This is a genomic window from Phyllobacterium sophorae (assembly GCF_003010965.1).
Taxonomy (GTDB): domain Bacteria; phylum Pseudomonadota; class Alphaproteobacteria; order Rhizobiales; family Rhizobiaceae; genus Phyllobacterium; species Phyllobacterium sophorae.
Genome location: NZ_PGGM01000009.1, coordinates 43268 through 56837 on the forward strand (window position 1 = coordinate 43268; position 13570 = coordinate 56837).

Here is a 13570-nt window from a genome sequence, read left to right on the forward strand (position 1 = left end):
AACGCAATCGCGGCACCCTCCGGCCGCACCCGGGTGCGGCCGGAAAGTCAGGCTTGGGAGGCTCAGTTCATAGGACCATTGCCGCCCGGCTTTCCCGGCAGCTGTTCGGGGAACAATTCATAATCACCCTGTTTGTCGGCCTTGACGAAAACACGCTCGCGAATGATCGTATCTTCCGCCCAGTTGAACATGAAGATCGGAGCGCCGGATGGTATATTGGAAAAGCGCTTGTTGATGATCAGGGCGCCGGAATATTCGGTCAGGCCAATCGTGTTGACATTGGCGGTGTAGATCTTCTGGTACTGCTTCATCAGTTCCGCACGTTCGTCCTTGTCCTGGCTTGAAATGAACTTGTTCACGACGTCGACGAGTTGCTGCTCGAAGGGCATCAAATCGAGCTGACCACCCTCAGGTGCGCGGTGATGCCAGCTGGTGCGCGGGCCGGTTGGTGCCAGCTGTTCCGTATTCTGCACGACCGATGCAAGTTCCGCATGATGGCGCATGATCATCCAGTCGAAACGCCCGCCATAATTTGCGGCATCGCGCTGATTGCTGTCGAGGGCATTGATGATGACGCGCAGACCAAGTTTTTCCAGCTGGCCAATGACTCCTTCGGCAAGGTTTTTGTCGGTGTTGTAGCCATTGTTGACGAGAAGCGTGATCTCGACATCCTTTCCGCCCGCCTTGTCAGCCGGAAAATTCACAATGCCGTTGCCGTCCGTATCCTTCAGTCCCGCGTTTGCAACTTCCGCCTTGGCGCCTTCCAGGTCGAACGGATAGTAGACCGTGGATTGCCGGTCGTAGAAGCTTGTGCCAGAGGAAATGCCGCCCGGATAGATCGCCGTGAACGGTCCCTTGACCAGTGACTCCGAAAGCCGCTTCCTGTCGATCGCCATTGTCACCGCCTTGCGGAAGTGCTCGTTGCGATTGAGCTCGCGAATGGCCTGGCCGCGTGCGTCGGGCTGGCCCCAGCCGTTGCCGGAAAAATTCATGTAGAGATTGTAGCCGATGAGGCGAGGCCCGAACGCCAGACGGGCCGGAGCATTGTCCTGGGCGGCGCGCTTGAGGGATTCCACGAAATTCTCTGGCTGCTCGAGGTTGGAAAAATCGCCCGAACCGGCCACGGCCTGCACATCGCGATCGCCCCAGGTGGACAATTTGTAGTGCAGTTCGTTGATGTAAGGCAGCTGATTACCGTCTTCGTCCACCTTCCAGTAGTAAGGGTTGCGGCGCAGCACGATAATGTCATCGGGCCGGTATTCCACGGGAACCCAGGCGCCCATGACCGGAATATTCATATACTCGGGAGGGAAGCCGTTCTTGTACTGGTCGTAGGTTGTTTGCGCATATTTGGGATGTTTTGTCTTCAGGATGTGCGAAGGCCCGGGGCAGAACGTGCCATAGGCCATGGCGTAGAGATACTGACGGGGAAAAGCCTCTTTGAAAGTCCACTCAACAGTGTAGGCATCGATCTTCGTGAGTGTCGTCCCTGGGCCAAAACTCTCCTGTGTTGCTCCATTCAACGGTGAAACATTCGGATCGAGAACATTGTCTTCCCAGAAGAACATGACGTCATCGGCATCGAATGCATCTCCATCGGACCATTTCGCACCTTCGATAAGATGCATCGTAAGTTTATGGCCATCCGCCGACCACTCCCAAGCCTTCGCAAGGTTCGGCAACGGCTCTATATCCTTGGCCTCCACCTGGAAAAGTGGAGCAGTGCGGGTAAGGCATTCCGACATGGCGATGTCGATACCGCCCCAGCCCTGGGATTGACCGGCACTGTAGTTCCAGCCTTCGGGACGCCCGCCAATGACATGACGAAGTGTGTCGCCATAAACGCCGATTCCGTCAGGCATGTTTCCGGTCTTGAAGACCAGGGGCTTCTTGGGGAGGCGGTCTTTGACGGACGGAAGCCCGCCCGTTTTGACAAATTTCTCCGTCACCCATTCCGGCTCGTGGTACTCGGGAAGACTCTTGAATTCGAGAATTGAATCGCGCGGAACATAGGTGATAGGGGCCTGCGCCTTGAATTCCGCTGGCTCTGGCGGAACGGTGGGCTCTGATGCAAGGGCCGGAAAGGCCAGCATCGACACGCCAACGGCTAATTTGCTCCAATAGCGAAAATGGCTCATCGTCTCTCCCTCTGTGCTTCTGGCCGGTTTTCACCGGACCACTCCTCCCGGCAGCATTCGCCGCCGCTTCTCTGCATTCCGGCGCGTCTCCTCCAAGACGGGGAAAACAGACTGGCGGTCCTAGCCCGCCGCCTGTTTCGCGGTCGCCTTTTCTGCTCTCAATTCTTCAATGGAACGCACTGAACGGCTGGCTACGCCCGTCCATTCGCGCGTCGCGACGGTCTTGTGGCGCAGGCGCTCCTTTGCACCGTCGATTGCGTGCGCATATTGTGGCAGCCACTGTGCCTGGGCGACGATCATCTCATCGACCATCTGCCAGACTTCCTCCGGTGTGCACACCGCGCCAGCCAGCGGATCATGCAGGACAGCGAGTTTAAGGAGATCAATATCGCCCTCGACTGCGGCGTGCACCGCCATGCGCTGCACATTTATGGATGAAATGCACGTTGCGGCGCACGCTTCCGGCAGCGTGATACCGGAGACCATATTGATACCGAAACGGTCGACAAAGCCCGGCGATTCAATGATCGCATCGGCGGGCAGATTGGTGATGATGCCAGTGTTCTTCGTGTTGAAATGGCCGCGATAGATCCGTCCGGTTTCCAGTGCCTCCAGAATATGGCTTGCATGTTCGTTGGAGCGGCGGCCCGGATCGATGGGTTTGGCGGCAGCTTCAAGAAACTGCGGAAATTCGGTTTCAAACCAGTTGCGAGTTTCGGTCGAGTAGCGCAGATAGCCGCCCGTCTCGCCATGGATCCAGTCGGACATGTCGATCCATTTGGCGATTTCTTCCGGCCGCTTGCGGTACCAGGGAAGGTATTCCGAAAGATGGCCGTTGCTCTCGGTGGAATAGACGCCGAAACGCTTCAGTACATCGATGCGCAGCTTTTCCTGCTGGGAATAGACGGGGTGGGCCTCGAATGCCGCGACAAGTTCATCCTTGCCAATTTTGCGGCCGCGCAGCCGCAGATCGACAAACCATGTCTGATGATTGATGCCGGAACAGATGTAGTCGAGTTCCTCTTTCGACTGTGCGCCGAGAATATTGGCGATCTGCTCTGCACCGTGCTGGACGCCGTGGCAGAGGCCGACCGTATCGACTTTGCCGTATTCAATGGCAGCCCAGGTATTCATGGCCATGGGATTGGCATAATTGAGCAACCTCGCGCCAGGCTCCGCCACTTCGCGGATATCCTTGCAGAAGTCGAGGATGACGGGGATATTGCGCTGCCCGTAGAGGATCCCGCCGGCACAGATCGTGTCACCCACGCATTGGTCGATGCCGTATTTCAAAGGGATGCGGATATCGTCGGCATAGGCTTCAAGTCCGCCTACGCGCACGCAGCTGATGATATAGCGCGCGCCTTCGATCGCCTTGCGCCGGTTTGTCGTCGCGGTAACCCGCGTCGGCAGCTTGTTTGCCTCGACGATGCGATCCAGGATGGCCTTGATCATCTTGAGGTTATGTTCGCTCAGGTCGGTCAAGGCGAATTCGATATCCTGGAACTCAGGCACGCACAGAATGTCAGTGAACAGCTTCTTTGTGAAACCCACGCTGCCTGCGCCAATGATGGCGATCTTGAAACTGCTCATGCTGACCTCGATCATCTGGAACCGGCCGGAGCAGTGAGAAAGGCATGCCCTGGACGCCGTAACGCCAAGCCATTCGAAAGATCAGGATTCTCCTGTCTTCCCCTCCTTTGACACTTCTCGCTGACAGTTCATTTGCTGTTCTTTGCCGGTATTATGCGTATATTCCCCTGACCGAATAGAGAGGGATTATGCTTTTGAGGGTAATTTTGTGCTGCAGAAATTAATTGCTGCCGGACCGGTCATGAAGACCGTATCACTGCCGCGCGGGCGTCATTCGCTGCATACAATGCCCACCAGTACGGGTTATGAGGTCCGCCAGGATGAGACATATGACTGGGATGGGCGCAAGCGCGGCCAGACGCCCTTTACGGTCTTGCAGCACACGATCAGCGGCGCAGGCAATCTGCGTTATGAAAATCGCAATTACAAAGTGCGCGAGGGTGAAACTCTGCTGGTTCTGGTGCCGCACAATCATCGCTATTGGCTGCCGCAGGGCGGTCACTGGGAATATTTCTGGATTTCTATGAACGGCGAAGAAGCGTTGCGTATTCATCGCTCCGTCCTTGCGGCTCAAGGGCCAGTTCTGAGATTGCCGGCAGAGACCATAGAACATCTTGCCGATTGCAGTTTGCGGCTGATCGAGAATGCGGAGACGGCCGGCCGGGCTTCGTCCATCGCCTACGAGGCTGCCATGGCGCTCTACGATGGAGTGTTCGGTTCTCACCCTGTCGCACAACATGAGCGGACGGCCATGCAGCCGGTTATTGACCATATCAGTGCCAACCTCGACAAACCGCTTCCCGTTGACGAACTGGCGGGCGTCTCGGGTTTGAGCCGCGCACATTTTTCACGGGTCTTTGCGGAAAGCGAGGGGCTGCCGCCCGCCGAATTCGTTCTGCAGAAGCGGATGCAAAGAGCAACCAAGCTTTTGACCAACGCCGCGTTTCTGCCGGTCAAGGAGGTCGCAATCATGACAGGCTTTGACGACGCCAATTATTTTTCAAAAGTATTCAGGCGCGTCTACGGTGCCAGCCCGACCGAGTTTCGTACCACGGGCATGTATGCCAGCGTCAAAAGCCGGACCAGCCCGGACGATAATTCGCGGCCGGACTGATTCGCTATGCGAATGCTCTAACCTTCCAGCCATTTCACCTGATCTGGCGTGAGTTTGATATCGAGAGCCGACAGACTGTCTTCGAGCTCACCCAGCGTGCGCGGCCCGATGAGCGGAATGACCGGGAAAGGCTGGGCGAGTACATAGGCAAGCGCGATGTGAATTGGATTGCGGCCAAGTTTCGTGGCGAGTTCAATCGCCCTGTCACGCCGCCCGAAATTCTTCTCCGAATACCAGACGCGCACCAGTTCTTCATCGTCCCGCTTGTCGCGGCCAGCACGGTCCGTAAAAAACCCGCGGCCCTGGCTTGACCAGGCGAAGTTCGGTATCTGGCCGCTGTTGAGCCATGCCTTCCACCGGTCATCCGACGCTGCCACACAGCCAGCCCAGATCGGATCGAGCATTTCGGCCAGCGAAAAATTATTCGATAGTGCACCCGGTGGCGTTTTCCCGGTTTTTTCAGCATAGGCGATTGCCTCATCCATACGTTCGCGCGTCCAGTTCGAACCGCCAAACGGTCCCCGGATGCGGCCGGCCCTGACTTCGGCATCGATGGCGTCAACAAATTCACCGGCCGGAATGTCGGTATTGTCGCGGTGCATGAAATAAAGATCCACGTAGTCGGTCTTGAGGCGGTCAAGCGACCGGGACAATTGCTTGCCAATCACATCCGGATAGCAAAGCGGCGAATGGGCACCTTTGCCGATGAGGACGAGCTCCTTGCGCGGAACATTGCGGCTGGTGTGCCAAGCGCCGAATATCTCCTCGGTCTTTCCTCCAGCGTAAATGTAAGCCGTATCGAACAGATTGCCGCCTGCCTCGTAAAAGGAATCAAGGGTCAACGAAGCCGCCGCAAAATTCGGGAAAAACTCAAAGCCCAGCGCGACAACAGAGGCGGATGTTGCAAGGCCGGGAATGCTCCTCTTTGGAACGCCATTGCCCGGCTTGAGCGTGTCTCCTGAAATCGTCCTGGTGCGAAATGCCGCTTTTTCAACCGTATATTCGAGCCCTATCGCGGCCCGCCATTGGTCGAGCACGCGCAGATTGCCGGTGGAGTCAGCCCAGTTCATGCCGGGGGCGGCAAACTCCTGCCGTCCTTCGCGGATGGCGTCGCCCGCAGCATCGACTTCAAAGGAATAGAGCCATCGGCTTTCCTCGACTTCGATTGTTTCATGCTTCCCACCGGATCCGAACAGTTCGAGCTTGCCCACGCCCCCTTTGTGGCCGGATGCAAACCAGAAATCCTTGACCTCGATCCGTCCTTGCGAGCCGATGATGCGAAGTGTGTTATCCTGCTCCGCCATGATCGAGCAGGATACTTCGGCGACGATGCCATTCGGAAATTTGAGGACAGCTGAAGCCCACTCGTCCACACCCGTTTGACCGAGATGACCTGCCCCCGACACGAATTCTGGCTCAAGAAAGGGCTTTCCGTCGACACTGCCAGCTATAAGCCGCGCCATGGACACTGGATAACCGCCGACATCGAGAATGCCGCCGCCCGCGGTTTCATTGGAAAAGAGCCGGTGGTCGGGCTTGACGCTGCCCATGTTGAAGCCAAAGCTCGACCGGATGATCCGGATATCGCCAATGACACCGCTCTTGATCAGCTCGACCAGTTTGACGGTCTGCGGATGAACGCGGTACATGAAGGCTTCGCCGGCGAACCTGCCCGCTTTCCTCGCCTCATGAAAGATGGCTTCCGCAGCAAAGGCGCTGAGGCCGATTGGCTTTTCGACGAGGACATGCTTGCCGGCGCGGAGCGCCTTGATAGCCCACTCGGCGTGAGCCGTATGCGGTGTCGCAATGTAGATGGCATCCACTTCCGTATCGTCCAGCAGAGCCTCATAGCCACTGACGATGCGTGCGTCTGGAAAATGATCGGCAAGGCCGGGCCGGTCCGGATTGCGCGAAGCAACGGCAACCAGCTTGCCGGTCCGGGAATGGGCAATGCCATCGGCAAAAGTCCGGGCGATGGTCCCGGGGCCAATGATGCCCCAGCGGATCGATGTCGTTTCGTTCATGGATATGTCCTCTTTGGATTGGTTCTCGTCCACTGGGAGGGTGGCCGAACCGGATGTTGATTACCGCAGCCGGTTGCCATCGCTGTCGAACAGGAAGGCGTGGCTCGATCTGATTGCGACAGTGAGCAGGTCGCGGTTGGTTTCATTGCGGGATTCTTCCCGTTCGATGATGATCTGTTCACCGCCCGTCACGTTCGCGTAGATGTAGCTGGTATTGCCGAGATGTTCGGCGACATCGACCTTGATGGTGAGGTCGGCGTCACCTTGGCCAGCCTTGACGAAATGCTCCGGCCGGATGCCAAGCGTCACGCGCTCGCCGCTACCGCCGCGAGGCCTCTCGACCGGCAGGGTGACCCGGACGTTGCCCTGGTTCAAAAGCGTGATCGTAACGCTGTGGTCCGTTGCCTCGATAATTTCCGCGCTCATGAAGTTCATCTTGGGCGAACCGACGAAACCGGCGACAAACTGATTGGCCGGATTGTCGTACAGGTCGAGTGGTGCACCGATCTGCTCGATATTGCCGCCACGCAGCACGACGATCTTGTCGGCCAGGGTCATGGCCTCGGTCTGGTCGTGCGTCACATAGATCATGGTCGTCCCCAGTTCCTTGTGCAGCCGGGAAATTTCGACCCGCATCTGCACCCGCAGTTCCGCATCGAGATTTGAAAGCGGCTCGTCGAACAGGAAAACTTGCGGTTCACGCACGATGGCGCGCCCAATGGCGACGCGCTGACGCTGGCCGCCGGAAAGCTGCTTGGGGCGGCGTTTCATCAATTCCCTGATCTGCAGAATGTCGGCGACGCGTTGGACACGGCGCTGCGTATCGACCTTGGGGTTGCCGGTCATGCGCAGGCCAAAGGCCAGGTTCTCTTCGACGGTCATGTGCGGATAGAGCGCGTAGGATTGGAATACCATGGCGATGCCGCGGTCCGCCGGCTCGACATCATTGACGACAGTGCTGCCAATGCGGATTTCTCCGTCGGTTATATGTTCAAGGCCGGCGATCATGCGCAGCAATGTGGACTTGCCGCAGCCGGATGGACCGACAAACACCACGAACTCGCCATCGGCGACATCGAGACTGGCGTTGCGGATGATTTCATAGGAGCCGTAACGTTTGACGACACCCTTGAGCGAAAGTTCAGCCATGCGGCGTTCTCCGGTTATTTGATCGCGCCGGCGGCGATGCCGGCAATGAAGTGGCGCTGCAAGAGGATGAAGACGACAAGGATCGGCGCGGTGAGCAATACCGCCCCTGCCATGATGCCGCCCCAGGAAACCTTGGTGAGACCGATGAGCGTTCCGAGCGCGACTGGTGCCGTCATCATGCCGGGCCGCGAATTGATCAGCAGCGGCCAGAGATAGTTGTTCCAGGAATGGAGAAAGAGGATGATGGCCAGTGCAGCCATGGTCGGCCGGGCCAGCGGCAGCGCAATGCGCAGGAAGATCTGCCATTCCTTGACACCTTCGACGCGCGCGGCATCAAACAGCTCTGACGGCATCATCGAAAAGGCTTGCCGCATGAACAATACGCCGAGCGAGTTGAACAATGGCGGCACGATGAGCGCAACCCAGGTATTGGCCAGTCTGAATTCACGCGCCACCATGATGAATTGCGGGATGACCACGACAAAATAGGGCAGGGTGATGGTGCCGAGGATGATGCCGATGACCAGTGACTTGCCGAGGAACTGGTAGCGTGCGAGTGCCCAGCCGGCCATCGCTGTAAGCAGGACCGACAGGAACGTGTAGATCATCGCGACGCTAAGGGAGATCATCAGTGCGCGTATGAAGTCGGTATCCGCCTGAAGGTTGCCGAGATTCTCGGCGAAATGCGTCGACGGCAGCAGTTCGATGTGCGGGCTGAAAATGCCGTAGTCGGGCATTGTCGCAAACACGAACATCATCCACAGTGGAAACAGCCAGATGATCGCCAGCGGAATAAGCACGGCATGCAATGACAGCGAACGGATGAATGCTGATCTGGATTTCGATTTCATTTCGGTTCGCGCCCCACCCAGAGATTGAGAAGTGAAATTGCAATCGCCAGGGCCGCCATCGTATAGGCAATGGCGGAGGCGTAGCCGAAGTTGAGCGAGGCAAAACCTTGCCGGTAGAGGAAGAGGCCTAGCGTTTCCGTTCCGCCGCCGGGACCGCCGCGATTGGTGATCAGGAACGGCTCGGTGAAGAGCTGCATGGAACCGATGATCGACAGCACGACACAAAAGAGAATGATGGGCCTGAGCAACGGCAATGTAATGTAGATGAACTGCTTCAACTTGCTGACGCGGTCGAGCGTTGCAGCCTCGTAAACATCATCGGGGATTGACTGAAGTCCGGCGAGTATGATGATGGCGTTGTATCCGGCCCAGCGCCAGGTCACGGCGATGATCAGCAGCGCCATTGCCGCCGGGGCTTCGGCAAACCATGAGATGGACGGGATGCCGGCGGCATTCAACAGCTTGTTGACGATGCCGAAATCGAGATTGAACATGAGCCGGAACACCGCGGCGTAGGCGACTTCGCCCACAACGACTGGCGCGAAAAAGGCGAAGCGGAACAGGCCCTTTGCCTTCAGCAGCGGGGAATTGAGCAGCACTGCCATGATCGTTGCAAGCGTAATCATCACCGGCACCTGAATGACCAGGATGATCATCGTGTTCTTCAGCGCATTGTAGAAAGCCGGATCCGAGAACAGCCGGCCCCAGTTCGCGCCGGGGCTGAAGGTCCACGGGTTGATGCGCGTATTTTGAAACGACATCACAAATGAACTGATGATCGGCCAAATCCAGAAGACGGCAAAGATCAACAGATAGGGGGCAAGAAACCCGTAGGCGGCCCGGTTGCGCGACGATTGCATCAGTTCTTCTCCTCAGTGCGAAAGGCCGGGTAAACCGGACACGCCGTGTCGCGTGTCCGGTTTGAGGGTCATTCGGCAATGGGAAGGCCAGTGGCCGATGCGATCTGGTTGGCGGCGTCATCCAGGGCGGCTTTGGCGTCGGGGTAGCCGCCTGCGAAATATTTCGTTTGTGTCGCCTTAAAAATTTCGTTGGCGTCACTCTGGAATGCCGTACCGCGGCTCGGCACGATCTTTGGCAAGGTTCCGAGGATTTCCGACCATACGGCTTGTCCACCCCAATAGGGCTGCGGCTCCAGAACAAACGGGTCCTTGACCGCGCCAAGCAAAGACGGCACCAGGCCGAAGCTCTTGAGCATGGCAATCTGTCCCTCGTTCGTGCCAAGCGCATAGTTCAGGTAGGTCCAGGCAGCTTCCTTGTTCTGGGAGCCGTTGCTGATGGCGAGCGAGGATCCGCCGAGATTGGCCGCATGCGGGCCGCCGGCGGTGAGGCTTGGCATGAGATAGACGCCCCATTTGCCTTCCAGCTTGGGCGAATTGGAGCGGATGGAGCCTTCGTACCAGCCGCCATAAAGCTGGCTTGCCACGGTTCCTGCCGTATTGGACTGTATTTTCTCATCCCAGATGGCGGCCGTCAGCGTGCCGGCATCCTTCATCTGTTTTATCTTTTCCAGCGCAGCAGCGCATGCGGGCTGGTTGATGGTGATCGACTGGCCATCGGTGGCGAAGTATCCGCATCCCTGCTCGTTGGAAATCATGCGGAACCATTCACTGTCGCCATTGAAATCGGCTTGCGCCATGACGACACCCGGATTGGCCGAAGCGATTTTCTTGCCCGCGGCAATGAAATCGTCCCAGGTCTTGATCGTTGCCGAATCAACGCCGGCTTTCTCATAGAAGTCACGGCGGTAGAAAACGGCGACCGGGCCGGAATCCCACGGCATCGCATAGGCAACATCCCCGACTTCCAGCTCGGTACGCTTGAATTCGGGAAATTTGGCCTGAATTTCGGGCGTATATCCGAGATCCTTGAGATTGGCGAAGCATTCGGGGAAACGATTCCAGAATATTTCAGCTTCGAAGTTCTCGATGGTGACGATGTCAGGCAGGCCATCCCCACCCGCTGCGCAAGCCGCGAGCGTCTTGTCGAAAACCTGGTGATTGCCAAGATCGATTACGTTGACCTTGATATCGGGAAACTGTTTGTTGAAACCTTCCAACGTCGACTTCAGCGATGAAGCAGCGACATTCCAGCTCCAGATGGTCAGTTCGCCCGATTGGGCAAATGCCGGTAAGGAGCTCAGGCTCAGTGTTACGGCGAGCGCTGTCGCGCCAAGAGATATAAAGCGCATTGAAAATCCTCCCTTTTCAATTGCTCGTTCTTTGCGAACGTGGCTAGACTAACCACAAGGGAGCGTCTGTCTCCTACAAAGGGAACATGAAATGGGCGGAAAGTAAGATGGGTGAACGGCCGATTTACCAGCCGGGTGCAAGCAGCGTCGAGGGGATGCCAACTGCCTTGCAGATGTTTCATAACCACCCGCCGGTGATGGCCATGCCGCATTGGCATGCCCAGGTGGAAGTCAATTATATCGTCCGCGGCTCCGTTCATTATCGCATGAACGACCACGCGATTCGCCTGAACGCTGGAGATATGTGCCTGTTCTGGGGCGGCCAGCCGCATCAGATGGACGATTCTTCCGACGATTCGATCTATGCCGGGGCGCATCTGCCGCTCGTCCATTTCTTCCGCATGCGTTTGCCGGAGACGGTGCCGAGCCGCCTGATGCAGGGACAGACATTGGTGACCTCGGCCACCGACGCGGCAGACGCCGAAAATTTTGCCCGATGGTTCCGTTACGTCCGCTCCGGTGATCCGGCCAAGGTCGAGCATGCGGTGAGCGAGTTGCTGCTTCGCATCGAACGTGTGTGTTTCGAGCCGTTTCACATGGTCCCCGAAAGCAGGGACACGCCCTGCATCGATCAGTCAAGCCAGCAATCGTCGCGCGCGGTTGCCCGCATGTGCGATTTCATCGCGGCCAACTTCTTGCAGGAGATTGATTCGGCAGACATATCGCTATCGGTCAATCTGCATCCCAAATATGCAATGAGCGTTTTCAAGAAATCAACCGGCATGACACTCAACAGCTATGTGAGTCTGCTGCGCCTCTCCTATGCCCAGGCGATGCTGCTCAAAGATGAAGTCAATGTGCTGCAGGTGGCCATGGACAGCGGATTTGGTTCGCTCAGCGCTTTCAACAAGTCATTTCGCAATATTGCCGGCATGTCGCCATCCGACTTCCGCCGCGACATGCGCAATGTGCTGCAGCCGGGTCGAACGTCAACCGTTTCCCTCTAGGAATTGCCATCATAGTTTGGGCCCGACATGTGGCGGAATGGGGCACTGGTAGGGCCGGCCTTCGGTTTTCTCTAGCCACTCGGCCTTGGCGCTTGCCAAAAGTTCGGGATTGAGGATGAGATCGAGACCTGTGGCTGCCAGCGATTTTGCCGCGTGGGCAAAGGCCTTGTGTGCCGCCGGGCTCTTACCCTGCGCAACCACCTGCCATGTGTGCGGCGCAGTGCCGATGGCCCATGCCGGCGCCCAGCACTGCGCTGTTGGTGTGACCCAGCTCACATCGCCGACATCGGTCGATCCGGCACGGAAATGCGATTCACCTTCGAAGTCACGCAGGCCCAGATGCAGCGGCGTTGATCCATCCGCCTTGCTGTTGAGGAAGACGTCGGATTTGACCTGGTAAAGTTTCACGCTGCTCTTGATGGCTTCCTGCGTCAGCGTATCCTGGATCTGCTTTGCGAAGGCGATATCCGCCTTATCGAAGGGTACGGGCCCAAGTTGCACCATATTGGCGTGGATCGCGCTTTCGAGTGCGATATTCGGCAGAAGGTTGGTGGCTGCGCGGTCGAAGACAATCTCAACTTGCGTATCGGTCATCATTGCAGCGCCCTTGGCGATGCGATCGACGCGGCTTGCGAGTTCCAGCGCTGTCGGCATTTCCGGCGCGCGTACCAGGTAAAGCGCTTCCGTACGCGATTGCACGACATTTGCCGCCTTGCCTCCCGCATCGGTGATTGCATAGTGCACACGGCAATCCTGCGGCATGTGCTCCCGCAGGAAATTGACGCCAACATTCATCAGTTCAAGTGCATCAAGCGCGCTGCGGCCGAGATGCGCGCCGTTGGAGGCATGGGCGGCGATTCCCTTGAAGCGGTAGTAGATTTCAAGGACCGCGAGATTATTGGTTGAGCGCACGCCATTGAACGGCGCTGGATGCCAGGTCAGAGCCGTATCGACGTCGTCGAAGGCGCCTGCGCGGGCCATAAATGTCTTGCCTGATCCGCCTTCTTCGCCCGGGCAGCCGTAGTAGCGTATGGTGCCTGGTAGATTGTTGGCCTTGAGGTGGCCAGCAAGCGCCACGGCCGCCAGCATCGAACCAGTCCCGAGCAGATTGTGCCCGCAGCCATGGCCGGTTGCACCTGGAGTTACCGGTGCTTCCTGGGCGATCCCGGCTTGCTGGCTAAGGCCGGCCAGGGCGTCGAATTCACCCAGGAAGGCAATGACCGGCTTGCCGCTGCCGGCCTCGCCGATAAAGGCAGTCTCAATATCCGCCACGTTGCGTTGAATACCAAAGCCGTGGTGTTCCAGCATTGAAATCTGTGTCTTCGCGGATTGGTGCTCGGCAAAACTCAGCTCCGCATAGTCCCAGATCGCGTCGCTCATCGCAGCAAATTCGGGCTGCAGCCGGTCGACGGCCGCAGCGATGGCTGCAACGGATGGCTTGATATGCATCATTTTTTCCTTCTTGGGCATGGTTCTCCCGCGCTT

10 protein-coding genes are annotated in these 13570 nt (G+C 57.6%); 2 read left to right on the forward strand and 8 right to left on the reverse strand.

The annotated features are described in order from the left end of the window. Positions 1-62 precede the first annotated feature (62 nt). Both CU103_RS18630 and melA read right to left on the reverse strand, forming a co-directional pair. Positions 63-2138, reverse strand: a complete 2076-nt coding sequence (locus tag CU103_RS18630; RefSeq protein ID WP_106665552.1) for an ABC transporter substrate-binding protein — start codon at positions 2136-2138, stop codon at positions 63-65. 120 nt (positions 2139-2258) lie between these two features. Next, a complete protein-coding gene (melA, locus tag CU103_RS18635; protein WP_106665709.1) occupies positions 2259-3731 on the reverse strand; it encodes an alpha-glucosidase/alpha-galactosidase in 1473 nt (490 codons plus the stop codon). Positions 3732-3972: 241 nt separating this feature from the next. On the opposite strand from melA, the gene CU103_RS18640 reads away from it, so the two are divergent. Further along, positions 3973-4845, forward strand: a complete 873-nt coding sequence (locus tag CU103_RS18640; RefSeq protein ID WP_106665553.1) for an AraC family transcriptional regulator — start codon at positions 3973-3975, stop codon at positions 4843-4845. A gap of 17 nt (positions 4846-4862) precedes the next feature. Here CU103_RS18640 and CU103_RS18645 read toward each other — a convergent pair whose 3' ends face one another. From CU103_RS18645 to CU103_RS18665, 5 genes are all read right to left on the reverse strand, one after another. Beyond that, entirely contained in the window at positions 4863-6869 is a 2007-nt protein-coding gene (locus CU103_RS18645; protein WP_106665554.1) for an aldo/keto reductase, read from the reverse strand. A 60-nt stretch (positions 6870-6929) separates the two neighbouring features. After that, entirely contained in the window at positions 6930-8018 is a 1089-nt protein-coding gene (locus CU103_RS18650) for an ABC transporter ATP-binding protein (RefSeq protein ID WP_106665555.1), read from the reverse strand. A 14-nt stretch (positions 8019-8032) separates the two neighbouring features. Further along, positions 8033-8869 carry a carbohydrate ABC transporter permease gene (locus CU103_RS18655; RefSeq protein ID WP_106665556.1) on the reverse strand — a complete coding sequence of 279 codons (837 nt, stop codon included), beginning with the start codon at positions 8867-8869 and terminating at the stop codon, positions 8033-8035. Beyond that, the gene (locus CU103_RS18660) at positions 8866-9729 is read right to left on the reverse strand and encodes a carbohydrate ABC transporter permease (protein WP_106665557.1); all 864 of its coding nucleotides are present in this window, start codon (positions 9727-9729) and stop codon (positions 8866-8868) included. The genes CU103_RS18655 and CU103_RS18660 overlap by 4 nt, the downstream gene beginning before the upstream one ends. A 68-nt stretch (positions 9730-9797) precedes the next feature. Further along, positions 9798-11078: an ABC transporter substrate-binding protein gene (locus CU103_RS18665; RefSeq protein WP_106665558.1), complete on the reverse strand. Its 1281-nt coding sequence runs from the start codon at positions 11076-11078 to the stop codon at positions 9798-9800. An 86-nt stretch (positions 11079-11164) separates the two neighbouring features. On the opposite strand from CU103_RS18665, the gene CU103_RS18670 reads away from it, so the two are divergent. Next, a complete protein-coding gene (locus tag CU103_RS18670; RefSeq protein WP_106665559.1) occupies positions 11165-12085 on the forward strand; it encodes a helix-turn-helix domain-containing protein in 921 nt (306 codons plus the stop codon). Between the two features lie 9 nt (positions 12086-12094). Here the strand turns inward: CU103_RS18670 and CU103_RS18675 are convergent, their stop codons facing one another. Continuing rightward, entirely contained in the window at positions 12095-13534 is a 1440-nt protein-coding gene (locus CU103_RS18675; protein ID WP_106665710.1) for a M20 family metallopeptidase, read from the reverse strand. Positions 13535-13570 lie beyond the last annotated feature (36 nt).